At 65.8% G+C, this 24904-nt stretch carries 26 protein-coding genes; 17 read left to right on the top strand and 9 right to left on the bottom strand.

The features are described 5' to 3' along the window. Positions 1 to 43 precede the first annotated feature (43 nt). The 16 genes from nuoF (at position 44) to Q5H94_RS08855 (ending at position 16532) form a co-directional block, all read left to right on the top strand. Complete coding sequence (gene nuoF / locus Q5H94_RS08930; RefSeq protein ID WP_304560914.1) at positions 44 to 1345, top strand: NADH-quinone oxidoreductase subunit NuoF; 1302 nt, start codon at positions 44 to 46, stop codon at positions 1343 to 1345. Next, positions 1342 to 2052: a hypothetical protein gene (locus tag Q5H94_RS08925; RefSeq protein WP_304560913.1), complete on the top strand. Its 711-nt coding sequence runs from the start codon at positions 1342 to 1344 to the stop codon at positions 2050 to 2052. Before nuoF ends, Q5H94_RS08925 begins: the two co-directional genes overlap by 4 nt. Continuing rightward, positions 2052 to 4055 carry an NADH-quinone oxidoreductase subunit NuoG gene (gene nuoG / locus Q5H94_RS08920; protein ID WP_304560912.1) on the top strand — a complete coding sequence of 668 codons (2004 nt, stop codon included), beginning with the start codon at positions 2052 to 2054 and terminating at the stop codon, positions 4053 to 4055. Before Q5H94_RS08925 ends, nuoG begins: the two co-directional genes overlap by 1 nt. A 100-nt stretch (positions 4056 to 4155) precedes the next feature. Further along, positions 4156 to 5208, top strand: coding sequence for an NADH-quinone oxidoreductase subunit NuoH (nuoH, locus tag Q5H94_RS08915; RefSeq protein WP_304560911.1), 1053 nt, complete (start codon positions 4156 to 4158; stop codon positions 5206 to 5208). Continuing rightward, complete coding sequence (locus Q5H94_RS08910; RefSeq protein WP_304560910.1) at positions 5205 to 5627, top strand: hypothetical protein; 423 nt, start codon at positions 5205 to 5207, stop codon at positions 5625 to 5627. The genes nuoH and Q5H94_RS08910 overlap by 4 nt, the downstream gene beginning before the upstream one ends. Then, complete coding sequence (locus Q5H94_RS08905; protein ID WP_304560909.1) at positions 5624 to 6037, top strand: hypothetical protein; 414 nt, start codon at positions 5624 to 5626, stop codon at positions 6035 to 6037. The genes Q5H94_RS08910 and Q5H94_RS08905 overlap by 4 nt, the downstream gene beginning before the upstream one ends. Further along, positions 6034 to 6519, top strand: a complete 486-nt coding sequence (gene nuoI, locus Q5H94_RS08900) for an NADH-quinone oxidoreductase subunit NuoI (RefSeq protein ID WP_304560908.1) — start codon at positions 6034 to 6036, stop codon at positions 6517 to 6519. The genes Q5H94_RS08905 and nuoI overlap by 4 nt, the downstream gene beginning before the upstream one ends. 147 nt (positions 6520 to 6666) lie before the next feature. Then, a complete protein-coding gene (locus Q5H94_RS08895; protein WP_304560907.1) occupies positions 6667 to 7278 on the top strand; it encodes an NADH-quinone oxidoreductase subunit J in 612 nt (203 codons plus the stop codon). A gap of 121 nt (positions 7279 to 7399) precedes the next feature. Beyond that, positions 7400 to 7705 carry an NADH-quinone oxidoreductase subunit NuoK gene (nuoK, locus tag Q5H94_RS08890; RefSeq protein WP_304560906.1) on the top strand — a complete coding sequence of 102 codons (306 nt, stop codon included), beginning with the start codon at positions 7400 to 7402 and terminating at the stop codon, positions 7703 to 7705. A gap of 7 nt (positions 7706 to 7712) precedes the next feature. Beyond that, positions 7713 to 9785 (top strand): NADH-quinone oxidoreductase subunit L, encoded by a 2073-nt coding sequence (nuoL, locus tag Q5H94_RS08885; protein ID WP_304560905.1) that lies wholly within the window; start codon positions 7713 to 7715, stop codon positions 9783 to 9785. Then, positions 9782 to 11305 carry an NADH-quinone oxidoreductase subunit M gene (locus tag Q5H94_RS08880; protein ID WP_304560904.1) on the top strand — a complete coding sequence of 508 codons (1524 nt, stop codon included), beginning with the start codon at positions 9782 to 9784 and terminating at the stop codon, positions 11303 to 11305. The genes nuoL and Q5H94_RS08880 overlap by 4 nt, the downstream gene beginning before the upstream one ends. Then, positions 11302 to 12747 carry an NADH-quinone oxidoreductase subunit NuoN gene (gene nuoN, locus Q5H94_RS08875; RefSeq protein ID WP_304560903.1) on the top strand — a complete coding sequence of 482 codons (1446 nt, stop codon included), beginning with the start codon at positions 11302 to 11304 and terminating at the stop codon, positions 12745 to 12747. The genes Q5H94_RS08880 and nuoN overlap by 4 nt, the downstream gene beginning before the upstream one ends. Before the next feature lie 47 nt (positions 12748 to 12794). Beyond that, positions 12795 to 13526 carry a biotin--[acetyl-CoA-carboxylase] ligase gene (locus tag Q5H94_RS08870; RefSeq protein WP_304560902.1) on the top strand — a complete coding sequence of 244 codons (732 nt, stop codon included), beginning with the start codon at positions 12795 to 12797 and terminating at the stop codon, positions 13524 to 13526. Between the two features lie 58 nt (positions 13527 to 13584). Further along, complete coding sequence (locus Q5H94_RS08865) at positions 13585 to 14367, top strand: type III pantothenate kinase (RefSeq protein WP_304560901.1); 783 nt, start codon at positions 13585 to 13587, stop codon at positions 14365 to 14367. 128 nt (positions 14368 to 14495) lie between these two features. After that, a complete protein-coding gene (locus tag Q5H94_RS08860) occupies positions 14496 to 16133 on the top strand; it encodes a ribonuclease J (protein ID WP_304560900.1) in 1638 nt (545 codons plus the stop codon). A gap of 114 nt (positions 16134 to 16247) precedes the next feature. Further along, entirely contained in the window at positions 16248 to 16532 is a 285-nt protein-coding gene (locus tag Q5H94_RS08855; protein ID WP_304560899.1) for a DUF1467 family protein, read from the top strand. A gap of 144 nt (positions 16533 to 16676) precedes the next feature. Here Q5H94_RS08855 and bfr read toward each other — a convergent pair whose 3' ends face one another. The 4 genes from bfr to purL form a co-directional block, all read right to left on the bottom strand. Next, a complete protein-coding gene (bfr, locus tag Q5H94_RS08850; protein WP_304560898.1) occupies positions 16677 to 17162 on the bottom strand; it encodes a bacterioferritin in 486 nt (161 codons plus the stop codon). Positions 17163 to 17260: 98 nt separating this feature from the next. After that, positions 17261 to 17431, bottom strand: coding sequence for a (2Fe-2S)-binding protein (locus Q5H94_RS08845; protein ID WP_304560897.1), 171 nt, complete (start codon positions 17429 to 17431; stop codon positions 17261 to 17263). Between the two features lie 54 nt (positions 17432 to 17485). Continuing rightward, complete coding sequence (locus tag Q5H94_RS08840) at positions 17486 to 17974, bottom strand: hypothetical protein (RefSeq protein ID WP_304560896.1); 489 nt, start codon at positions 17972 to 17974, stop codon at positions 17486 to 17488. Positions 17975 to 18046: 72 nt separating this feature from the next. Then, positions 18047 to 20278, bottom strand: a complete 2232-nt coding sequence (purL, locus tag Q5H94_RS08835; RefSeq protein ID WP_304560895.1) for a phosphoribosylformylglycinamidine synthase subunit PurL — start codon at positions 20276 to 20278, stop codon at positions 18047 to 18049. Positions 20279 to 20371: 93 nt separating this feature from the next. Here purL and Q5H94_RS08830 point away from each other — a divergent pair, with 93 nt between their 5' ends. Beyond that, positions 20372 to 21130, top strand: a complete 759-nt coding sequence (locus Q5H94_RS08830; RefSeq protein ID WP_304560894.1) for a YkgJ family cysteine cluster protein — start codon at positions 20372 to 20374, stop codon at positions 21128 to 21130. Here Q5H94_RS08830 and Q5H94_RS08825 read toward each other — a convergent pair. The 5 genes from Q5H94_RS08825 to ispH form a co-directional block, all read right to left on the bottom strand. Next, positions 21127 to 21957, bottom strand: coding sequence for an alpha/beta fold hydrolase (locus Q5H94_RS08825; RefSeq protein WP_304560893.1), 831 nt, complete (start codon positions 21955 to 21957; stop codon positions 21127 to 21129). The genes Q5H94_RS08830 and Q5H94_RS08825 overlap by 4 nt on opposite strands. A gap of 103 nt (positions 21958 to 22060) precedes the next feature. Continuing rightward, positions 22061 to 22411, bottom strand: a complete 351-nt coding sequence (locus tag Q5H94_RS08820) for a ribonuclease H family protein (protein WP_304560892.1) — start codon at positions 22409 to 22411, stop codon at positions 22061 to 22063. Next, the gene (gene rnhA / locus Q5H94_RS08815; protein ID WP_304560891.1) at positions 22408 to 22848 is read right to left on the bottom strand and encodes a ribonuclease HI; all 441 of its coding nucleotides are present in this window, start codon (positions 22846 to 22848) and stop codon (positions 22408 to 22410) included. The genes Q5H94_RS08820 and rnhA overlap by 4 nt, the downstream gene beginning before the upstream one ends. Beyond that, the gene (thrB, locus tag Q5H94_RS08810; RefSeq protein WP_304560890.1) at positions 22845 to 23804 is read right to left on the bottom strand and encodes a homoserine kinase; all 960 of its coding nucleotides are present in this window, start codon (positions 23802 to 23804) and stop codon (positions 22845 to 22847) included. Before thrB ends, rnhA begins: the two co-directional genes overlap by 4 nt. Before the next feature lie 99 nt (positions 23805 to 23903). Then, a complete protein-coding gene (ispH, locus tag Q5H94_RS08805; protein WP_304560889.1) occupies positions 23904 to 24851 on the bottom strand; it encodes a 4-hydroxy-3-methylbut-2-enyl diphosphate reductase in 948 nt (315 codons plus the stop codon). Positions 24852 to 24904 lie beyond the last annotated feature (53 nt).

Below are 24904 nucleotides of genomic sequence, written 5' to 3'. Positions count from 1 at the left end.
GGCGCGGGCGTGGCGATGTTCGCCGCCATGCGGGGGAAGAATGATGCTCGCTGACAAGGATCGGATCTTCACCAACGTCTACGGTTTCCAGCCGTGGACGCTCGACGCCGCGATCAAGCGCGGTGACTGGGACAATACCAAGGATCTGATGGCGCTCGGCCAGGACGCGATCATCGACGTCATCAAGGCGTCGGGCCTGCGCGGGCGCGGCGGGGCGGGCTTCCCGACCGGCATGAAGTGGAGCTTCATGCCCAAGGAATCGAAGGACGGGCGGCCGAGCTTCCTCGTCATCAACGCCGACGAGTCCGAGCCCGGTTCGTGCAAGGACCGCGAGATCATCCGCCACGATCCGCACAAGCTGATCGAGGGGGCGCTGATCGCCGGCTACGCGATGCGCGCGCGTGCCGCCTACATCTACATCCGCGGCGAATATATCCGCGAGGCGGAGGTGCTGTTCGCGGCGATCGCCGAGGCGTACGACCGCGGCCTGATCGGCAAGAACGCCTGCGGGTCGGGCTATGATTTCGACGTTTACTGCCACCGGGGCGCGGGCGCGTACATCTGCGGCGAAGAGACCGCGATGCTCGAAAGCCTGGAGGGCAAGAAGGGCCAGCCGCGCCTGAAGCCGCCGTTCCCGGCCGGGGCGGGGCTCTATGGTTGCCCGACGACGGTCAACAACGTCGAATCGATCGCGGTCGCGCCGACCATCCTGCGGCGCGGTGCCGAGTGGTTCTCCAGCTTCGGCGCGGAGGGGAACAAGGGCACCAAGCTGTTCCAGATCAGCGGCCATGTGAACAAGCCGTGCGTGGTCGAGGAGGCGATGAGCATCCCCTTCCGCCAGCTGATCGAGGAGCATTGCGGCGGCATTCGCGGCGGGTGGGACAATCTGCTCGCGGTGATCCCGGGCGGTTCGTCGGTGCCGCTGGTGCCGGCCGCCGAGATCATGGATTGCCCGATGGATTTCGACGGGTTGAAGAAGGTCGGATCGGGCCTCGGCACCGCTGCGATCATCGTCATGGACAAGTCGACCGACATCGTCCGCGCCATCTCGCGCCTCTCGTACTTCTACAAGCACGAGAGTTGCGGCCAGTGTACGCCGTGCCGCGAGGGCACCGGCTGGATGTGGCGCGTGATGGAGCGGATGCGCACCGGCGATGCCGACATCAGCGAGATCGACACGCTCTATCAGGTGACCAAGCAGGTCGAGGGCCATACGATCTGCGCGCTGGGCGACGCGGCGGCGTGGCCGATCCAGGGCCTGATCAAGCACTTCCGCCCCGAGATGGAGCGGCGCATCAACCAGAAGAACGGCGGCGCGGCCCCGATGATGGAGGCGGCGGAGTGAGGCTTGCTTCCGCCATCTTTTTCGCACTGTTTTGTGCTGCGCCGGCTATCGCGCAACGCCACGCGAAGGCCGAAACCGGTTCGCTCGTGCCGATTCCGGCACCCGTGCGCGTTTCGGAAAATCCAAAGCTGTCCGATGATGTTCGCGCACGAATTGCTACTGCGGAATTTGCGCGTTGCTCGGTCGCGCGTTTTCCTGATCGTGTCGAGCGTGCGCTGTCGCTACCTAAAGGGGGCTTGGCGTATTGGAAGGCACTGGAACGCACCGCTTCGAATGAATGTATGGACAGCGGCATTATTGCCATGAGGCGTCCACTCCTTCGCGGTGCCTTATTCGTCGAACTTTATCGACGCAGGTGGGATGCGCAGCAACGCGGCCAGACCTGGGGGCCCAGCCTCACCAAGGTGAGCTTCAATATCGATCCGCTAACGCATCCCAGCGAAGACGCGATGCGCGACAACGAATTGTTGTCGCTGGGAAATTGTGTGATCGCGAAAGACGAGGCGAGCGCTCGCAACGCTATCCTGCTTCCAACGGCGAGCAAGGGGCAGGAAGCGGCACTGATGAGTCTGGTGCCCAGCTTGGGTGGCTGTATCCCAGCAGGAATGAAGCTGACCTTCAGTCGGCCAGTGATCGAAGCGGCTATCGCAGAAGTGCTGTATCGTGGGGCGGAGACCCCGACCGTTCAGACGGCAGGGATCAAATAATGCCTCTAGTTAAAGTCGACGGCGTCGAAGTCGAGGTGCCCGCGGGGGCGACCGTCCTTCAGGCGTGCGAGATCGCGGGGAAGGAAATCCCGCGCTTCTGCTATCACGAGCGGCTCAGCATCGCCGGCAATTGCCGCATGTGCCTGGTCGAGGTGAAGCCGGGCCCGCCCAAGCCGCAGGCATCGTGCGCGCTGCCCGCCGCCGACAAGCAGGAGATCTTCACCAACACGCCGATGGTGAAGAACGCGCGCGAGGGGGTGATGGAGTTTCTCCTCATCAATCACCCGCTCGATTGCCCGATCTGCGACCAGGGCGGCGAGTGCGATCTGCAGGACCAGAGCCTCGCCTACGGACGCGGCCATTCGCGTTATGACGAGAACAAGCGCGCGGTTACCGAGAAATACATGGGCCCGATCGTCAAGACGGTGATGACGCGTTGCATCCAGTGTACGCGCTGCATCCGCTTTGCCGAGGAAGTCGCGGGCGTCGAGGAGATCGGCGCGATCGGGCGCGGCGAGGACATGCAGATCACCTCGTACCTCGAAGGCGCGGTCACGAGCGAACTGTCGGGCAATGTCGTCGACCTCTGCCCGGTCGGCGCGCTGACGTCGAAGCCCTATGCGTTCGAGGCGCGGCCGTGGGAGCTGAAAAAGACGCTGACCATCGACGTGATGGACGCGGTCGGCACCAACATTCGCCTCGACAGCCGCGGCCGTCAGGTGTTGCGCGCGCTCCCCGTCATCAACGAGGACGTCAACGAGGAATGGGCGTCGGACAAGACGCGCCATGCCGTCGACGGTCTGGTGCGGCGGCGGCTCGACAAGCCCTATGTCCGCAAGGACGGCAAGCTCGTCCCGGCGAGCTGGGACGAGGCGTTCGTCAAGATCGCTGCGGTGGATTTCGAGGGCAGCGTCGCCGCGATCCACGGCGATCTCGTCGATTGCGAGACGATGTTCGCGGCCAAGGCGCTTGTGCAGGCGTGCGGCGGTTCGCTGCTCGAAGGGCGGCAGACGGGGATGGACTACGATACGTCGTCGCTCGCCGCGGTCAATTTCAACACGACCATCGCCGGCACCGAGAATGCCGACGTGATCCTGCTGGTCGGCAGCAACGTGCGCTGGGAAGCGCCGCTGGTGAACACGCGCATCCGCAAGGCGATCAAGAAGGGCGCCAAGGTCTTCGCGATCGGGCCGGAGACCGAGCTGACCTACAAGGTCGAATGGCTGGGCGACGATCTCGCGCTGCTGGGCTCGCTGCCGGAAGCCGTGACCGAGGCATTCGGCAAGGCCGCTCGGCCGATGGTGATCGTCGGCGGCGGTGCGCTGAAAGGCGGGCAGGGCGCGAGCCTCGCGCTGGTCGAGACGCTGGGCCTCATCAAGGACGGGTGGAACGGCTATAACGTCCTGCACTTCTCGGCGGCGCGCAACGGCGGGCTGATGCTGGGCTATGCGCAGACGGGCGGCATCGCCGACGTGGTTGCGGCCAAGCCCAAGCTGGCGTTCTTCCTCGGCGCGGACGAAGTGGATTTCGCCGCCTTCGCCGACACGTTCAAGGTCTATATCGGCCATCACGGCGACAAGGGCGCGGCCGCGGCCGACGTCGTGCTGCCGGGTGCGAGCTATGCCGAGAAGTCGGGCACCTATGTCAACCTCGAGGGCCGTGTGCAGCGCGGCGAGCGTGCGGTGTTCCCGCCGGGCGACGCGCGCGAGGACTGGACGATCCTGCGTGCGCTGTCGGGCGTGATGGGCAAGACGCTGCCGTTCGACACGCTCGAGGAACTGCGCGCCGACATGGCGCTCGATCAGCCGCTGCTGGCGGAACTCGGGCTGGCGAAGCTGGAGTGGGCGCTGCCGAAGCTCGATGCGAAGGCGGAAGGTGTGCTGAACGGCTATCCGATCAAGGACTTCTACCTCACCAACGCGATCTGCCGCGCGAGCCCGACGATGCAGCGCTGCTCGTCCGAGATCGTCCATGGCCAGGATTATGCGGAGGCGGCGGAGTGACCCAAACCATCGTCATCCCAGCGAAAGCTGGGATCTCGTGCCGCAAGGGCGCGCTTCATAACGGGGAGACCCCAGCTTTCGCTGGGGTGACGGAAAAGGCATGACCTCCTTCTTCACCTATCGCCTCGGCATGCCGTTCGAATGGGCGTGGTTCGTCGCGACGATCATGGACATCCTCCTGATCGCGCTGCCGCTGATGCTGGCCGTCGCGATGCTCATCTATGCCGATCGCAAGATCTGGGCGGCGATGGCGCTGCGCCGGGGGCCGAACGTGGTCGGTCCGTTCGGCCTGCTGCAATCGTTCGCGGACGGGCTGAAGGTGTTCCTGCAGGAAACGATCATCCCGACCGCGGCGAACAAGACCTTGTTCCTGATCGCGCCGATCATCACCTTCACGGTCGCGCTGATCGTGTGGGCGGTGGTGCCGTTCGCGTATCAGGCGCCGCTCGCCAACATCAACGTCGGGCTGCTCTACGTGCTCGCGGCGTCGTCGCTTGGCGTGTACGGCATCATCCTCGCGGGCTGGTCGTCCAACTCGAAATATCCCTTCTACTCGGCGATCCGCGCGGCGGCGCAGATGGTGAGCTACGAGGTCGCGATCGGCTTCGTGCTGATCTCGGTCGTGATGTACGCGGGCAGCTTCAACCTCGGTGACATCGTCGAGAACCAGAAGGGCTATTACGGCTTCGTCAACGGGCATTGGAGCAACCCGCTGCTGTTCCCGATGGCGGTGGTGTTCTTCATATCGTCGCTTGCCGAGACGCAGCGCGCGCCGTTCGATCTGACCGAGGCGGAGAGCGAGCTCGTCGCCGGCTACCAGACCGAATATTCGTCGATGAGCTTCGCGCTCTACTGGCTGGGCGAATATGCCAACGTCATCCTGATGTGCGCGCTGAACGCGACGCTGTTCTGGGGCGGGTATCTGCCGCCGTTCGACTGGGCGCCGCTTTATGTCGTGCCGGGCATCCTGTGGCTGTTCGCGAAGATCCTGTTCTTCTTCTTCGTGTTCTCGTGGGTGAAGGCGACGGTGCCGCGCTATCGCTACGACCAGCTGATGCGGCTGGGGTGGAAGGTGTTCCTGCCGCTGTCGCTGATCTTCGTGTTCGTGATCTCGGGCTGGCTGATGGTGACGCGCGTGGGGCTGCCGGCATGATCGCGCTCGCTTTTCTCGCGATGCAGGCGGTTTCCGGTGCTGAGGCGCCGGAAGTCTTCACATGCGAACAACTTAAAACTGAGTCTGCTGAGCCGCATGAACCGCTGCGGAAGGATCTGGTCATCACGCACTTGGCCGGCGGGTCTTCCGATGGCGTTTGGACTGTGGCGTGGCCCGGTAAGGCACCCATCGAAGCTGCGACCTTCAAATCTGATTTTGGCAGCATCGGCGGTTCCGTGGCCTTCCGCTGGACCGAGCCGACAGGAAGAGTGCAGACGGCTTATATCTCTTTCAGCGATATCGTCACGGCTGACGGATCGCGAGCGGGATGGCTTAGCCTCGGTAAGCCGTCTCTTTGGCAACCGCCGGGATATATGTGTGCAACGCCGGCGATCAAACCTGCAAAGGTGCCGGCATGATCGCGCTCGCCTTGCTCTCGTTCGCGATGCTCGATGCGCCGCAGGAATTGCGCTGCACCGTCGTCAAGACGGCGGCGCGGCCGGAGTTCGCGCTGACGGTGCGGACGACGGGGCGCACGCTCAACGTTGCGGGCGCGCCCGATTTCGAGGGGATGAGCATCCCCGTCGTGCGGCGCGCCGATGACGGCGTGCATCTGCGCGCCAGTTCGCGCCGTGTTCCGGGCACCGATCTCGACGTCGTGCTCAGCCCGATCTCGGACCAGAAGGCGACGCTGCGCTGGACGCTCACCACGCAGGCGCGCGACAGCCGCATCCGCACCATCGAAAGCAGCGGGACGGCGCAGTGCCGCCTCAAGCCCGCGAGCCTCAAGCCCACAAGCCTTTCGCCCACCCAGGGAATTCTCTCATGAGCATCGCTCAGTTCATCAAATCCTACACCCTGTGGGAATTCCTCAAGGCGCACGCGCTGACCCTGAAGTATTTCTTCAAGGCCAAGGCGACGATCAATTATCCGTTCGAGAAGAACCCGATCAGCCCCCGTTTCCGTGGCGAGCATGTGCTGCGGCGCTACCCCAACGGCGAGGAGCGGTGCATCGCGTGCAAGCTGTGCGAGGCGGTGTGTCCGGCGCAGGCGATCACGATCGAGGCCGAGCCGCGCGACGACGGCAGCCGCCGCACGACGCGCTACGACATCGACATGACCAAGTGCATCTATTGCGGGCTGTGCCAGGAGGCCTGCCCGGTCGACGCCGTGGTCGAGGGGCCGAACTTCGAATTCGCCACCGAAACGCGCGAGGAGCTGATCTACGACAAGGCCAAGCTGCTTGCGAACGGCGACCGCTGGGAGAGCGCGATCGCCGCGAACCTTGCCGCCGATGCACCGTACCGGTAAGCGCGCGATGAACGCAGGGGCCGCGATGATTCACACACAGACCGTCATCCCAGCGAAAGCTGGGATCTCGCGCCGCGAGGGTGCGCTCCGTTACCGGAAGACCCCAGCTTTCGCTGGGGTGACGGTTGGTTGCGAAGGGGCGATCCGTTGATTCAGGCCATCGCCTTCTATCTCTTCGCCGCGATCGTGATCGTGTCGGCGGCGCTGACGATCACGTCGCGCAACCCGGTGCATGCCGTGCTGTGGCTGATCCTCGCCTTCTTCAACGCCGCCGGGCTGATGGTGCTGGTGGGGGCGGAGTTCATCGCGATGCTGCTCGTCATCGTCTACGTCGGCGCGGTCGCGGTGCTGTTCCTGTTCGTCGTGATGATGCTCAACGTCGATTTCGCCGAGCTGCGCGCGGGCTTCGTGCGCTATGCCGCGATCGGGCTGGCCTTCGCGGTGGCGCTGGTGTCGGAAGCCGTCATGGCGCTGTGGGGCTATAGCGCCGGCGCGATCGAGCTTGCGCGCCGCACCGCGCCGACGCCCGACAAAGTGCCCAACATCCAGGCGATCGGCGACCTGCTTTACACGCGCTATCTGTTCGTGTTCGAGGCGGCCGGGCTCGTGCTGCTGGTCGCGATGATCGGCGCGATCGTGCTGACGCACCGCGAGCGCGGCGGCACGCGGCCGCAGAACATCGCCCGCCAGATCGCGCGCCGCCCGCAGGACGCGACGCGCAACACGCAGCCTGTTGTCGGGGGAGGGATCGAATTGTGATCGCGGCCTACGCCCAACAGCCGTTCGCCCTGAGCCTGTCGAAGGGCTGTCCTTCATTGCGACCGTTGAAAGAAGGGCAGGGCTTCGACAAGCTCAGCCCGAACGGGGAAAGGTTTCACCCGTGATCGGCCTCACGCATTATCTCGTCGTCGCGGCGATCCTGTTCGCGCTCGGCGTGCTCGGGCTCATCGCCAATCGCAAGAACCTGATCGTCATGCTGATGTCGGTCGAGCTGATCCTGCTCGCGGTGAACCTCAACTTCGTCGCCTTCTCGGCGTATCTGCACGATCTCGTCGGCCAGGTGTTCGCGATGTTCGTGCTGACCGTCGCAGCGGGCGAGGCGGCGATCGGGCTTGCCATCCTCGTCATCTATTTCCGTGGCCGCGGCACGATCGCGGTCGACGACGTCAACCGGATGAAGGGGTAGACCGGACGTGCATTCGATCACCTTCATCGTTTTCCTGCCGCTCGTCGCCGCGATCGTCGCCGGGTTCAGCAACAAGTCGTTCGGTGCCGCCTTCCCCAAGGCGGTGACGACCGGCGCGCTGTTCCTCGCCTGCGCGCTGAGCTGGCCGGTGTTCATCCATTACCTGTCGGGCGGCGATACGCTGCCGGTCGTCACGGTGCTGAAATTCATCCAGTCGGGCACGATGAGCGTCGACTGGGCGCTGCGGCAGGATTCGCTGACGGCGGTGATGCTGGTCGTCGTCACCTCGGTGTCGGCGCTCGTTCACCTCTATAGCTGGGGCTATATGAGCGACGACCCGGACCAGCCGCGCTTCTTTGCCTACCTGTCGCTGTTCACCTTCGCGATGCTGATGCTGGTGACGGCGGACAACCTCGTCCAGATGTTCTTCGGCTGGGAGGGCGTCGGTCTGGCGTCGTACCTGCTGATCGGTTTCTGGTTCAAAAAGCCGACCGCCAACGCCGCTGCGATCAAGGCTTTCGTCGTGAATCGTGTGGGTGACCTGGGCTTCATGCTCGGCATCTTCGGCACCTATCTGGTGTTCAACACCGTCTCGATCCCCGAGATCCTGCATGCCGCGCCCGGCATGGCGGGTTCGACGATCGGCTTCCTCGGTTATCGCTTCGACACGATGACGGTGCTGTGCCTGCTGCTGTTCGTCGGCGCGTGCGGCAAGTCGGCGCAGCTTGGCCTGCACACCTGGTTGCCGGACGCGATGGAGGGCCCGACCCCGGTGTCGGCGTTGATCCACGCCGCGACGATGGTGACGGCGGGCGTGTTCATGGTGTGCCGCCTGTCGCCGATGTTCGAGGCATCGCCCTTCGCTCTCTCGGTGGTGATGACCGTGGGTGCCGCGACCTGCTTCTTCGCCGCGACCTGCGGCCTCGTGCAGACCGACATCAAGCGCGTGATCGCCTATTCGACCTGTTCGCAGCTCGGCTACATGTTCTTCGCGGCGGGTTGCGGCGCGTACGGCGCGGCGATGTTCCACCTGTTCACGCACGCCTTCTTCAAGGCGTTGCTGTTCCTCGGCGCGGGCTCGGTGATCCACGCGATGCACCATGAGCAGGACATGCGCTATTACGGCGGCCTGCGCAAAAGCATCCCCGTCACCTTCTGGGCGATGATGGCGGGCACGCTCGCGATCACCGGCGTCGGCATTCCCGGTATCCTCGGCCTGCCGCAGGTGGGCTTCGCGGGCTTCCATTCGAAGGACGCGATCATCGAGGTCGCCTTCGCCAGCGGGCAGACCGGCACCTGGCTGGTCGGCGTGATCGTCGCGCTGCTGACGAGCTTCTATTCGTGGCGGCTGATGTTCCTGACCTTCTGGGGACGCCCCCGCTGGGAACAGTCCGAGCATATCCAGCATGCGGTACATGACGCGCACGGGCACGGCGATCACGCGGACGATCACGGCCATGCCGCGCACGCCCATGACGATCACGCGCACGGTCACGACGCTCACGGCGACGGCACGGCGGGCTATCACCCGCACGAGAGCCCGCTGCCGATCCTCATCCCGCTGATCGTGCTGTCAGTGGGCGCGGTGTTCGCGGGCTGGGCGTTCCACAGCTATTTCATCGAGCCGACCTCGGGCGAGACCTACTGGCACGGTGCGATCGCGTTCCGCGAGCATCTGATGCACGCGATGCACGAGGTGCCGGTGTGGGTTAAGCTGTCGGCGTCGATCGCGATGCTGCTCGGGCTGTTCAGCGCCTGGTACGCCTATATCCGCAATCCGGCGCTGCCGGCGGCGGTCGCGGAGCAGTTCAGCGTCATCTACGACTTCCTGCTCCACAAATGGTATTTCGACGAGCTGTACGACAAGATCTTCGTCAAGCCCGCCTTCGCGCTCGGCCGCCTGTTCTGGCACCGTGGCGACGAGCAGACGATCGACCGCTTCGGGCCCAACGGCTCGGCATGGCTGGTCTCGCTCGGCAGCCGCGCGGCCGGCAAGCTGCAGACCGGATACCTCTACACCTATGCGTTCGTGATGCTGATCGGCCTCACCGCGGCGATGACCTGGGCGATCACACGATGAGCTTCCCGATCCTTTCCGTCATGCTCGCGATCCCCGCGCTCGCGGCGATCGGCTGCCTGTTCCTCAGCCCCTCGGGCGCGCGCTGGCTGGCGCTGGTGGCGACGCTGGCCGATTTCGTGCTGGGCGTGGCGCTGTGGGCGAGCTTCGACATCGGCGGGCCGCAGTGGCAGTTCGTCGAGAATGCCGGCTCGATCGGCGTGTTCTCGTGGAAGCTCGGCATCGACGGCTTCGCGCTGATGCTCATCATGCTCTCGGTGTTCCTGATGCCGATCTGCATCGGCGCGAGCTGGGTCGCGATCGAGAAGCGCGTGCAGGAATATATGGCCGCCTTCCTCGTCACCGAGGTGCTGATGATCGGCACCTTCGCGGCGCAGGATCTGCTGCTGTTCTACATCTTCTTCGAGGCCGGCCTGATTCCGATGTACCTCATCATCGGCATCTGGGGCGGCGCGAACCGCATCTACGCGAGCTACAAATTCTTCCTCTACACTTTGCTCGGCTCGCTGCTGATGCTCGTCGCGATGCTGTGGATGATCCAGTATGCGGGCACCACCGACATCCCGACGTTGCTGCAGACCGATTTCCCGGTGCATGCGCAGACATGGCTGTGGCTGGCCTTCTTCGCGAGCTTCGCGGTGAAGATGCCGATGTGGCCGGTTCATACCTGGCTGCCCGACGCGCACGTGCAGGCACCGACCGCCGGTTCGGTGATCCTGGCGGGCGTGTTGCTGAAGCTCGGCGGATACGGCTTCCTGCGCTTCCTCGTGCCGATGTTCCCGGAAGCCTCGGCGCAGTTCACGTGGCTGATCCTTGGCCTGTCGGCGGTGGCGGTGATCTACGCGAGCCTCGTCGCGCTGGTGCAGAGCGACATGAAGAAGCTGATCGCTTACTCCTCGGTCGCGCATATGGCGATCGTGACGATCGGGCTGTTCGCCTTCAACCGCCTCGGCATCGAGGGCGCGATGATCGTGATGCTGAGCCACGGCCTCGTCTCGGGCGCGCTGTTCCTGTGCGTCGGTGTGATCTACGACCGGCTGCACACGCGCGAGATCGACCGCTACGGCGGGCTGGCGATCAACATGCCGCGCTACGCGCTGCTGTTCCTGTTCTTCACCATGGCCTCGATCGGCCTGCCGGGGACGAGCGGCTTCGTCGGCGAGTTTCTGTCGCTCGGCGGCACCTATCAGGTTTCGACCACGATCACCCTGCTGTGTACGACCGGCATCATCCTCGGCGCGGCCTACATGCTCTATCTCTACCGCCGCGTGGTGTTCGGCGATCTGACCAAGGACGACGTGCGCGCGATGCCTGACCTTTCGTTGCGCGAGATCGCGCTGCTCGCGCCGATCGCGGCGGTGGTGTTGTGGATGGGCGTCTATCCCGAGAGCTTCCTTGCGCCGATGCGCAGCGATGTCGGCACGCTGGTGGCGCGGGTCGCGCGCGCGAAGCCGGCTGGAGACTCGCTGCCCAAGGCCGGGACCGGCATTGTCCCCGCAGCGCATGCGGAGGCGCACAAATGAACCACGCCTCGCTGATGATGGTCCTGCCTGAGGAAATCCTGACGATCGGCGCGATCGTCCTGATGCTCGTCGCCGCATGGGGCGGGCAGGGCGCGACGAAGATGATCTCCTGGGTCGCGGTCGCGGTTCTGCTCGGCGCGGGGATCGCGCTGGCCGGTCCGGCTTCGTCGGGCGGTGCGGCGTTCGACGGCATGATCCGCGCCGATGCCTTCGGCGCGTTCGCCAAGGTGCTGATCTACGCCGCGACGGCGATCGCGATCCTGATGGCGCCGCGCTTCTTCCGCCAGACGACCGGCGACGACCTGCGGCCGGAATATCCGGTGCTGCTGCTCCTCTCGGCGTGCGGCATGGGGATGATGGTGTCGGCGGGCGACCTGCTGGTGCTGTACGTCGGCCTTGAACTGCAGAGCCTCGCCGCCTATGTGCTGGCGAGCTTCATGCGCCGCGATGCGCGTTCGGCCGAGGCGGGCCTCAAGTATTTCGTGCTTGGCGCTCTGGCGAGCGGCATCCTGCTTTACGGCATCAGCCTGGTCTACGGCTTCTCGGGCACGACGCTCTTCTCGTCGATCGCGACCGCTTATGCGGGCCCGCATTCGCTCGGGCTGACCTTCGGGCTGGTGTTCGTGTTCGCGGGCCTCGCCTTCAAGATCAGCGCGGTGCCGTTCCATATGTGGACGCCCGACGTGTACGAAGGCGCGCCGACGCCGGTGACGGCGTTCTTCGCCTCGGCGCCGAAGGTCGCGGCGATGGGCATGGCGGTGCGCGTCGCGGTCGAGGCGATGGGCCCGGCGACCGACCAGTGGCGGCAGATCGTGATCTTCGCGAGCCTCGCGTCGATCATCTTCGGCGCGGTGGCCGCCATCGGGCAGAGCAATATCAAGCGGCTGCTGGCCTATTCGTCGATCAACAACGTCGGCTTCGTGCTGGTCGGCCTTGCGGCGGGCACGCAGGCGGGCATCGCGGCGGTGCTGTTCTACCTGACGGTCTATGTCGTGATGACGCTCGGCAGCTTTCTCGTCGTCCTGCAGATGCGCGGTGAGGACGGCCAGCCGGTCGAGACGATCGCGAGCCTGTCGGGCATGTCGCGTACCCGGCCGGGCCTCGCGCTGGCGCTGGCGATCTTCATGTTCAGCCTCGCGGGCATTCCGCCGCTGCTCGGCTTCAACGCCAAGCTGGCGGTGTTCGACGCGGCGGTGAAGGCGGGGCTGTACCCGCTGGCGGTGGCGGGCTTCGTCGCCTCGGTGATCGGCGCCTATTATTATCTGCGCGTCATCAAGGTGATGTATTTCGACGAGCCGGTCGGCGAGGGTTTCCCGAAATCGGGCGACGTGGTTGAGGGCGGGCTGATCGCGGCGGCGGCGGTGTTCGTCTCGCCGGTCGGCTGGGTGCTGCTCGCCCCGCTCGGCATCGCGACGATGGCGGCGGCGAAGGCGCTGTTCTGAGCTACACGATCCGCACCGTCGCCGAGACGGGGTCTACCAACGCCGATATGCTGGGCCTCGCGCAGGTAGGGGCCGCCGAGGGGCTCTGGCTGCGCGCCGAGCGCCAGACGGGCGGGCGCGGGCGGCAGGGGCGGGTGTGGGAATCACCCGCGGGCAATCTCTACGCGAGCACGCTGGTGCGGCTGCGACCGAACGATCCCGAGGCGGCGACGCTGGCGCTGGTGGCGGCGGTGGCGTTGCAGGAGGCGGTCGGCACATACGTCGCCCCGGCGGAGGCCGGGGCCGTCGGGTCTGGGGCGATCGGTTCGCCAGGCAACGCAGCGGCCCCGGCCTCCGCCGGGGCGACGGTCGTCATTAAATGGCCCAACGATCTCCTCCTCGGTGGCGCGAAGCTCTCCGGCATCCTGCTGGAGCGGACGGGCGATGCGGTGGTGATCGGGATGGGCGTCAACCTCGCGCATCACCCGGAACGGCTCGACCGGCCCGTCACGAGTCTCGCCGCGCATGGCCCTGCGCCCGCTCCGGCGGAGTTCATCGAGACGCTGGCGGAAGGCTTCGCGCGCTGGCTCGGCCTCTGGCGGGGGCAGGGGCTCGGCCCCGTCCGCGCGCGCTGGCTGGAACGGGCGCATCCGTCCGGCACGCCGCTAACCGCGCGGCTGCCCGACGGATCGGCGGTGGACGGGCTGTTCGACGGGCTCGACGCGGGCGGTGCGCTCGTCCTGCGCTTGGCGGATGGCGGGCGGCGTGTCATTCACGCGGGCGATGTGTTTTTGATCTGACTTTCGTTCGCGGGTTGCTTCGACGGCGCTCAGCACGAACGAAAAAGGGGAGGCCCCAATGCTGCTCGCGATCGATGCCGGGAATACCAATGTCGTCTTCGCGCTGGTCGAAGGCGGAACCATCAAGGCGCGCTGGCGGATCGCGACCGACGCGCGCCGCACGGCCGACGAATATGCCGTGTGGCTCAGCCAGCTGCTCGCGCTCGAGGATTTCCAGCGCAGCGACGTGAGCGGCGTCATCATCGCGACGGTGGTGCCGCGCGCGCTCCACAATCTGCAGACATTGTCGCGGAAGTATTTCAAGTTCGAGCCGCTGATCGCGGGCCAGGGCGCGGCGGAATGGGGCATCCGCCTCGACGTCGAGGAACCGCACGCGGTCGGCGCGGACCGCGCGGTCAACATCATCGCCGCGCATGCGCTGCACCCGGGCGACAAGATCGTCATCGATTTCGGCACCGCGACCACCTTCGACGTCGCCGACTTCACCGGCGCGTACAAGGGCGGCATCATCGCACCGGGTATCAACCTGTCGCTCGACGCGCTCGTCACCGCGGCCGCGAAGCTGCCGCGCATCGCCATCGAGGCACCCGCCACCAACAGCGTGATCGGCCGCGACACCGTCAGCCAGATGCATATCGGCATCTATTGGGGCTATATCGCGATGATCGAGGGGCTGGTCGCGCGCATGAAAGCGGAGATCGGGCGGCCGTCGAAGGTGATCGCGACCGGCGGCCTCGCCACGCTTTTCGAGAAGCAGACCCAGGTTTTCGACGCGATCGAGCCCGATCTCACCATTCAGGGGCTGGCGATGCTGTGGGAACGCGCCCATATAGCGGAATAACGGCGGGCCGGGCTTTTGCCCTGCCGTCAGCGCGAACCCGCGCCGCCCGGAATTTCCCGGAGAGAGTGTCGAACCGCCGATCGATCGGCTGACAGCTTTTCCGTACCCAAGAAAGAACAAGAAACTAAGTGACTAAACCAAAGAACGAACTCCTCTTCCTCGCGCTTGGCGGCTCGGGCGAGATCGGCATGAACGTCAATCTCTATGGCTGCCAGGGCAAGTGGCTGATGGTCGATTGCGGCATCACCTTCGCCGATCCACAATATCCCGGCATCGACCTGATCCTGCCCGATCTGCAATTCATCGAGGAACGCGCCGACGATCTCGTCGGCATCGTGCTGACGCACGGGCATGAGGACCATATCGGCGCGCTGCCGTACCTCGCCGAGGATCTCGGCGTGCCGCTTTACGCCACCGCCTTCACCGCCGGCCTGATCCGCGGGAAATTCGAGGAGGAGGGCAACGTCAAGCGCATCGAGCTGAACGTCGTCGATCCGCTCAAGATCCTGCAGCTCGGGCCGTTCGGCGTCGAATTCGTGCCGCTGTCGCACTCCATTCCCGAGATGAACGCGCTGCTGATCGATACGCCCTATGGCCGTGTGTTTCACACCGGCGACTGGAAGCTCGATTCGAAGCCGCTGGTCGGCCTGCCCGAGAATCCGGGCCAGCTTAGCGAGATCGGCGATGCCGGCGTGCTGGCGCTCGTGTGCGATTCCACAAACGTGTTCAACAACGAGCCTTCGGGATCGGAAGGCGACGTCCATGCCGGCCTGTCCGAGGTGATCGGCAAGGCGAAGGGCCGCGTGCTGGTCACCACCTTTGCCTCGAACGCAGCACGGCTGCATACACTGGGTCAGGTGGCGAAGGAGAGCGGACGTCAGCTCTGCGTCGCAGGCCGTTCGCTCGACCGCATCCTGAAGGTCGCGAAGGCGGTCGGCTATCTCAAGGATTTCCCGCAGACCATCGAGCCCGAGGCGGCGATGCGCCTGCCGCGCGACAAGGTGATGATCGTCGCCACCGGCGGGCAGGGCGAGGAGCGCGCGGCGCTGGCGCGCGTGGCGTTCGGATCGCACCCGATCAAGCTCGACGCGGGCGATACCGTGGTGTTCTCCTCCAAGCAGATTCCCGGCAACGAGGTCGCGATCGGCCGTATCCAGAACCAGCTCGCCAAGAACGGGATCGAGATGATCACCGATCGTCAGGCGCACGTCCATGTCTCCGGCCATCCGGGGCGGCCTGAACTCGCGCAGATGTACACGTGGATCCGCCCCGAGATCCTGATGCCCGTCCACGGCGAAATGCGGCACATGATGGAGCAGGCGCGCTTCGGCCTTTCCGAAGGCGTGCCGCGCGCGATCGTGCAGGGCAATGGCGATCTCGTGCGGCTGGCGCCGAACGGGCCGGAAAAGATCGGCCACGCGCCGACCGGCCGCCTCGTGCTCGACGGCGACGTCATTCTGCCGGGTGACGGCGGGACGATCAACGAACGCCGCAAACTCTCGGTCAACGGCCAGATGTCGGTCGCGGTCGCGATCGGCGCGCGCGGCCTCGTCGGCACGCCGCAGATCCGCCTCAACGGCATCCCCGTCGAGGAGGACCGCGTTCCCTTCATCGAGGAAACCGTCGACGCGGTGATCGACGCCGCCAAGCAACCGCCCAAGGACCGCGAGAAGCTGCGCGAGAATATCCGCCTTGCCGCACGCCGCGTGGCGACACGCTGGACCGGCAAGAAGCCGATCGTCGACGTGCTGGTGATCGAGGCTTAACACCCTCGGCACCGTTCGCCCTGAGCTTGTCGAGGGGCTGCACTTCTTCTACCCGGCGGGCAAAGCAGGGCAGGGCTTCGACACGCTCAGCCCGAACGGATTTTGGAAAAACTCATGGCCTGGACCTCAGCCCTCGCGATCTGGTTCCTGTTCTGCTCGCTGTCGGTGTTCCTCGTGCTGCCGTTCGGCGTGCGTACTTCCGGCGAGGCGGGGGTGCCGCTGGTGCCGGGGCAGGCCGAGAGCGCACCGGCGAACTTCCGCCCCGGCCGCACCGCGATGCGGGTGCTGATCGTCGGCACGGCGCTGTGGGGCGTGTTCATGCTGAACTATACGTTCGGTTGGGTGACCCCGCAGATGGTCGACGTGCTCGACACCTGGAACGAGCAGGCGGCGCGCTGAACCCTTTTCCTCCCCCGCCAGGGGGAGGTGTCGCGTAGCGACGGAGGGGGAGGCAGACGGAACAGCCGAGCGGACACCGCCGGTCGCCGCCTCCGTCAGGCTGTGCCTGCCACCTCCCCTTGGCGGGGGAGGATCGGGAGAGGCTTACGCCTCGTCGTCGGCGGGCTTGCTCTGCAGCTGGACGTAATTCTCGATGCCCATGCGGCTGATCATCTCGAACTGGCGCTCGAGTGTGTCGACATGCTCTTCCTCGCTGTCGAGGATCTGCTTGAACAGGTCGCGCGTGATGAAGTCGCGGACGGTCTCGCAATGCGCGATGGCATCGCGCAGCAACGGCAGCGCCTCCATCTCGAGCTCGAGATCGGCCTTGAGGACTTCTTCGACCGACTCGCCGATGCGCAGGCGGCCGAGCAGCTGGAAATTGGGCAGGCCGTCGAGGAAAAGGATGCGCTCCGACAGCTTGTCGGCATGCTTCATCTCATCGATCGATTCGTGGCGCTCGAACTCGGCGAGGCGCTTCACGCCCCAGTGATCGAACAGGCGGTAATGCAGCCAATATTGATTGATCGCGGTCAGCTCGTTCTTGAGCGCCTCGTTGAGAAATTCGATGACCTTGGCGTCGCCGCGCATCAGCTGCACTCCCGGAAATGTGTCACGTTCGATGGACGTGCTTTAGGAGTCCGTTGCGGCGACCGCAACGGTGGAATGGGCCGAAATGTGTTGCCGCGTCAGGCGGCCGAGCGTTCCGCGTCGATGATCGTGCGGGTGAACGCGGCGCATTTGCCGCATTTCGGAGGGCGGCCCATCGCCTGATGGACCTGGCAAGGCGTCGCGCAACCATTGCGCGCCGCGCTGCGCACGTCGCTTTCCCGAATGGCATTGCAGATACAGACGACCATGCGAATCACCTCTCCTGTCCAGAGAGATAGCGCTATTGCGACACCGTCGCAATACTATTGCGGATCGTTCGCAACGATTTTTCTGCCCCAGTTCGACGCGCTACGCACGATGAGGGCGATGGGGATGCCGACGAATGCGACGTGCGCGAGCAACTGCCGCGCGACCTCGCGCTGCGTATTGATCGGATAGAGGCCCGGCCAGCGGATCGGCAGGACGAAATGATACATCAGGATCCACACCAGCAGGCCGAAGGCGATACCGCTCAGCACCGGCGTATGATTGAGCGCGGGCGCGCGCATCACCGCGATCAGATAGAGGTTCGCGAACACCGCCATCAGCGTGAAATGCAGGAGAAGGCCGACCGCCGCGCCGATATGCGAGTTCGCGCCCGCCGTGCCGATCACGCCGCTCGCGACCGCGCGCAGCACGTTGGCGGGGGCGGTGCCCGCGAACAGGAACGCCGCGAGGATATCGAGCGTGCCCGCCACCATCGTCGCGAGGATCAGCGCGCGCAGCACGCCCGATGCGGTATATCGCGTCATGGCGTCAGGATATGGCCGTGCCGCGCGGCCGTCCACGGCCTGGCGCGGAGACATCGTACCAATCCGGGGCGATCAGGCGATAGTATCGCCCATCAGCGCGGGGAAGAACCCTTCATGCGCCGTGCGCAGATCGGCGAGCGTGACGACATGGTCGTCGTCGGGCAGTTCGAAGATGATGCGGTCGGCGATGGTGCGGCCGATCCGCTCGACCTCGACGCCCGCCGCATAGCCGCGTTTGAGCGTCTCCATCAGCAGGTGATCGGCGACGGTCGCGACGTAGAGCCCCTGATCCTCGCCGAACAAAGCGCAGGCCGTGCCGCAGGGCAGCGGCGCGTTGAGCATCGCGCCGTAGCCGCCCGCCAGCGCCATCTCGGCAATGGCGACCGCGACGCCGCCGTCGGACACGTCATGCACCGCGGTCAGCGCGCCCGCGCGGATCGCCTCGCGGACGAATTCGCCCGCCGCGCGCTCGGCATCGAGATCGACCGGCGGCGGCGGGCCGTCCTCGCGGCCGTGAAGTTCGCGCAGCCACAGCGACTGGCCGAGATGGCCGGTGCGCGATCCGATCAGCAGGATGACGTCGCCGGTGCCCTTGAAGGCGATGGTCGCGGACTTCGACCAGTCGGCGAGCAGCCCGATCGCGCCGATGGCGGGCGTGGGCAGGATCGCCGAGCCGCCGCCGGTCGCCTTGCTCTCGTTATAGAGGCTGACGTTGCCGCTCACGATCGGGAAGTCGAGCGCGCGGCAGGCATCGCCCATGCCGTCGAGGCAGCCGGTGAGCTGCGCCATGATCTCGGGGCGCTGCGGATTGGCGAAGTTGAGGCAGTTGGTGACGGCGAGCGGCTTCGCACCGACTGCGGAGAGATTGCGATAAGCCTCTGCGATCGCCTGTTTTCCACCCTCGTACGGATCGGCATAGCAATAGCGCGGCGTGCAATCGGTGGTGATCGCAATGCCCTTCTGCGTGCCGTGGACGCGCACCACCGCGGCGTCGCCGCCGGGGCGTTGCACGGTGTCGCCGCCGACCTGCGTGTCGTACTGCTCCCAGATCCAGCGGCGCGAGGCGATGTCGGGCGAGCCCATCAGCTTGAGCAGATCGCCGGTGATGTCGCTGGTGCAGGGATTGTCGTCGATCGGCGCGACGTTCGCCCAGGTCTTGTAGTCCTCGCGGCTGACCGAAGGCCGGTCGTAGAGGGGGGCCTCGTCGGCGAGCGGGGCGAGGGGGATGTCGGCGACGGTTTCACCGTTGAATTTCAGCACCATGCGGCCGGTATCGGTAACGTGGCCGATGACCGCGAAATCCAGCTCCCATTTGCGGAAGATGCTTTCCGCGAAATCCTCGCGGCCGGGCTTGAGCACCATGAGCATCCGCTCCTGGCTCTCGCTCAGCATCATCTCGTACGGCGTCATGCCGGTCTCGCGCTGCGGCACGGCGTTCATGTCGAGCTCGATGCCAACGCCGCCCTTCGACGCCATCTCGACCGAGGAGGAGGTGAGGCCGGCCGCGCCCATGTCCTGAATGGCGACGATCGCGTCGCTCGCCATCAGTTCCAGGCACGCCTCGATCAGCAGCTTCTCGGTGAAGGGGTCGCCGACCTGCACGGTCGGGCGCTTCTCCTCCGAATCCTCGCCGAAATCGGCCGAGGCCATCGTCGCGCCGTGGATGCCGTCGCGCCCGGTCTTGCTGCCGACATAGACGATCGGATTGCCGATGCCCGAGGCGGCCGAATAGAAGATCTTGTCGGTATCGGCGATGCCGACCGTCATCGCGTTGACGAGGATGTTACCGTCATACGCCTTGTGGAAATTCACCTCGCCGCCGACGGTCGGCACGCCGACGCAATTGCCGTAGCCGCCGATGCCGTGGACGACGCCTGCGATCAGGTGGCGCATCTTGGGGTGATCGGGCCGGCCGAAGCGCAGCGCGTTCATGTTGGCGATCGGCCGCGCGCCCATCGTGAAGACGTCGCGCAAGATGCCGCCGACGCCGGTCGCCGCGCCCTGATAGGGCTCGATATAGCTCGGGTGGTTGTGCGACTCCATCTTGAAGATCGCCGCCTGGCCGTCGCCGATATCGACCACGCCCGCGTTCTCGCCCGGTCCGCAGATCACCTGCGGGCCCTCGGTCGGCAGTTTTTTCAAATGGATACGGCTGGATTTGTAGGAACAATGTTCGGACCACATGACCGAGAAGATGCCGAGTTCGGTCAGGTTCGGCTCGCGCCCCATCGCGTGCAGGACGCGGGCATATTCTTCCTCGGAAAGCCCGTGCTGGGCGACGATCTCGGGTGTGATCTGGCTCATGTCGGGGGCTGATAGCGAGGGCATCGGCGGGAGTCACGACGCGCGTTCGAATCCCGCTTGAACGTGCCCGGCGACGGAGTCATGAAACGCGGCATGGCGACGCATCCCGACGTCCATTTCACCTGCAACGGCTGCGGCAAATGCTGCCACGATCTGCGCTTGCCGGTGGGGATCGAGGAGGCGCTGTCGTGGATGGCGCGGGGCGGCGAGGTGCAGGTGCTGGTCTCGGCCGCGCCTTGGGTGCGCGAGCCCGCGCCCGACGATGCGGTGGCGCAGTACAAGCGCGAGCGCACCTTCCTCGCGCGCACCGCCGGCGTGCCGATCCGGGTGAGCGCGCTGCTGGTCGCGGCGTTCGACGGGGCGTGCCCGTTCCTGCTGCCCAACATGCTGTGCGGCGGATATGAGGAGCGGCCGCGCGTATGCCGCATCTTTCCGGCCGAGGTGAACCCGCGCGCGCTGATCTCGCCCGCCAACAAGCCGTGCCCGCCCGAGGTGTGGACCGGGGACAACGAACTGTTCGCGCGCGACAATGTCGCGGTGTCGGAGGAGAATCAGGCGCTCATCGCCTCGGTGCGGCAAAGCACGATCGATGAGGTCGCCGCGAAGGGCCGGCTGTGCGCGGTGCTGGGCATCGACGTCGCCGCGATCGAGAGCGAGGGCTATGCCATCTACAAGCCCAGCGCGGAGACGCTGCGTACCGCGCTGAGCGAGGAGTGGGAGGTCGTCGAGCCGACCGTGTGGCGGATCGTCTCCAACCGCACACGGTCGCTCGAGGTGCTCGGCTCCAGCGGCGTCGCGGCCGATGCCGGCGGCGGCCGCTGGAGCTATCACGGCTTCAATCCGGCGGATTAGCCCTTCACGAACGCCAGCAGATCGGGGTTGATCACGTCGGCATGCGTGGTGAGCATGCCGTGCGGGTAGCCCGGGTAGATCTTCAGCGTGCCGTTCTGGACGAGCTTTGCGGAAAGCACGCCGGCATCCTGATAGGGCACGACCTGGTCGTCGTCGCCGTGCAGCACCAGCACCGGCACCGCGATCGCCTTAAGATCCTCGGTGAAATCGGTTTCGGAAAACGCCTTCACGCAGTCGTAATGCGCCTTGATTCCGCCCATCATGCCCTGGCGATACCAATTGTCGATCACACCCTGATAGACGGTCGCGCCCTCGCGGTTGAAGCCGTAGAAGGGGCCGGTCGGGAAATCGACATAGAGCTGCGCGCGGTTGGCGGCGACGCCGGCGCGGATGCCGTCGAACACCTCGATCGGCAGGCCGCCGGGATTGGCATCGGTCTTGAGCATGATCGGCGGCACGGCGCTGACCAGCACCGCCTTGGCGACGCGGCCGGGCTTGGCGCGCGCGACGTAGCGGGCGACTTCGCCGCCGCCGGTCGAATGGCCGATATGGACGGCGTCCTTCAGGTCGAGCGCGTCGGTCAGCCCGGCGACGTCGGCGGCGTAGGTGTCCATCTCGTTGCCGGTGTCGGTCTGCGTCGAACGCCCGTGTCCGCGCCGGTCATGCGCGATCACGCGGTAGCCTTCGCCAAGGAAGAACATCATCTGTGCGTCCCAATCGTCGGCGCTGAGCGGCCAGCCGTGGTGAAACACGATCGGCTGCGCGTCCTTGGGGCCCCAGTCCTTGTAGAAGATCTCGGTTCCGTCGACGGTGGTGATGAAGGGCATGGGGGGGGCGTCCTTTCGCTTGGGTGTGAAGCGAGTATCCACTCGTGCCGTGACCGTAACAAGTCGGTTTAGTCTAACTTTTGTGTTTCGAAAATTGCATCGATCAGCGCGCGCGGGCGAGCGCGATCCCGGCGAGATTCTGCGTGCGGGCGATGTGGCGGAGGCGCGGCGCGCCGAGCGCATGGTAGCGGTCGAGATAGTCGCGGAAACGCGGCTCTCGGCATTTCGCGAGGCCCGTCGCCTGCGCGATCACAGCGCGCGAATCGCCGAGCAGGACGATCTCGCCGCCGAACTGGCGCGCCAGTTCGGCCGCGCACAGCAGGGCGAGCCACTCGGCGTCCATGCTGGTGCCCTGGCCGATGTCGCGGTCGATCGTAACGACACCGCCTGCGACGACGGCGATCTCCATCCGCCCGGGGTTGGGCCGGCAGCCGCCGTCGAAGAAGATCTTCACCGCCCCGCGGAAACCGCCGCGTCGCTGGCGAGCCGGTCGGCGCGTTCGTTCTCGGGGTGGCCGGCATGGCCCTTCACCCACTTCCAGTCGACCTTGTGCGGCTTGGCGGCGGCGAGCAGTTCCTGCCAGAGATCGGCATTCTTGACCGGCTTCTTGTCCGCCGTCTTCCAGCCGTTGCGCTGCCAGCCGTGGATCCACTTGGTCAGCCCGTCCATGACGTAGCGGCTGTCGGTGCAGAGCGTGACGGTGCAGGGCCGGGTGAGCGCCTGCAGCCCGCGGATGGCGGCGGTCATCTCCATGCGGTTGTTGGTGGTGAGCGTCTCGCCGCCGGAAAGCTCCTTTTCCGCCGCGCCCATGCGCAGCACCACGCCCCAGCCGCCGGGGCCGGGATTGCCCTTGCACGCGCCGTCGGTGAAGATTTCGACTGTATCGGTCATTGAAATGTGGTCGCCCCGGCCTGCTGATAGAATTCGAGCCGGCGCAGATAGGCGAGGGGATCCTTGCGTGTCACCAGCGCATCGGCAGGCGTGTTGAGCCAATCCCAGGCGCGGCTGAGCAGGAAGCGGACGCACGCGCCCATCGACAGGATGTGCAGCGCGCTGCGATCGCCGCCGGCAAGGTCGATCACCGTGCCATAGCCTTCGAGCAGCGCGGCACCGATCGCCGGATCGTAATTGCGGCCTTCGGTATCGAAGCACCAGGAGGTGTGCATCACGGCGAGGTCGTAGAGTCGGATGTCGGTGCAGGCGAAGTAGAAGTCGATCAGCCCCGACACTTCGTCGCCGCGCATCAGCACGTTGTCCGGGAAGAGATCGGCGTGGATCGCGCTGACCGGCAGGTAGGCCGGCCAGTCGCGTTCTACTTCCGTAAGCGCACTCGCCACGCGATCGAATAAGCCGGGATGTATTGAGTCCATATTGGGTCGGCCGCAACGCGACAGGGATTCTCCCCAGATGCCGATGCCCATCGTGTTGATTCGCACCTGGGCAAAATCGTCCAATGCGACATGCATCTCGGCCATCGCGCGGCCCGCCGCCAGCGCCTGCGCAGGCGTGGGGTGGGAGAGCGACACGCCGGGCAGGAACTTGATCAGGCACGCCGGCCGCCCCTCCAGCTCCTGGATCTCGACGCCCTGCCGGTCCTTGATCGCGGGCGGCACGGCGAGGCCCTTCGCCGCGAGGTGATCGAGCAGGCCCATGAAGAACGGCAAATCCTCCGCCGCGACGCGCTTTTCATAGAGCGTCAGGATGAAGCGGTCCTGCGTGGTGTCTACAAGGTAGTTGGTGTTCTCCACGCCCTCGGCAATGCCCTTGGCGGAGACGAGATCGCCGCAATCGTAGCGCGCGAGGAAGGCTGAGAGCGCTTCCGCCGAGACTTGAGTATAGACCGCCACGCTTGCCAAATTCCCCGTTCGTGCTGAGCGAAGTCGAAGCACGTGCCCCGGAACACGCCCTTCGACAAGCTCAGGACGAACGGATTTTTGTTGGAAAGCCTAGGCCACCGCTTCCAGCGCCCTCGGCAGCTTGAACGAGATCGTCTCGCGCCTGGTTTCGACCTCGCGCTCGGTCACGTCGAAGCGTTCGGCGATCTTGGCGACGAGATCGCGCACCAGCACTTCCGGCGCCGACGCCCCGGCCGAGATGCCGAGCGTGCGCACACCGTCGAGGAAGGTGAAATCGAACTCCGCCGCGCACGGGATCAGCCGGGCAGGGGTGCCGCAGCGCTCCGCGACCTCGACCAGCCGCACCGAGTTGGAGGAATTGCACGCGCCGATCACCAGCATCGCGTCGCACTTCGCGGCGATTGCCTTGACGGCCTCCTGCCGGTTTGACGTAGCATAGCAGATATCCTCGCCGCGCGGCCCCTGGATGCTCGGGAAGCGCGCCTGCAACGCCGCGACGATCTCCGCCGTGTCGTCCACCGACAAGGTGGTCTGCGTCAGGAAGGCGAGATTGTCGGGATCGGCGGGGGCCAAAGCTGCGACGTCGGCGCAGGTCTCCACCAGGGTCATCGATCCCGCCGGCACCTGGCCCAGCGTGCCGATCACCTCGGGATGGCCGGCATGGCCGATGAAGACGATATGCCGCCCGGATGCCACCAGCCGTTCCGCCTGGCGGTGGACCTTGGAGACGAGCGGGCACGTCGCATCGAGATAGGCGAGCCCGCGCGCACCCGCCTCGACCGGCACCGCCTTGGGCACGCCGTGCGCGGAAAACACCACCGGCACGCCGTCCGGCACCTCGGACAATTCCTCGACGAACACCGCACCCTTGGCCTTCAGCGCATCGACGACATGCTTGTTGTGGACGATCTCGTGGCGGACATAGACGGGCGCGCCGTGCTTCTCGATCGCCAGTTCGACGATCTGGATGGCGCGATCGACGCCGGCGCAGAAACCGCGCGGCGCGGCGATCAGCAACTCGATTCGGGGCTTGGTCATGCCCTCTGCTACCGACTCATTGTCGAGATTTGATGCAGGGGATGTCATCGCCC

The sequence above is a fragment of the Sphingomonas immobilis genome (genome assembly GCF_030580995.1).
Taxonomy (GTDB): Bacteria; Pseudomonadota; Alphaproteobacteria; order Sphingomonadales; family Sphingomonadaceae; genus Sphingomonas; species Sphingomonas immobilis.
The sequence above is the reverse complement of the archived record's forward strand: the minus strand, read 5'-3'. Positions and strand labels throughout refer to the sequence as shown.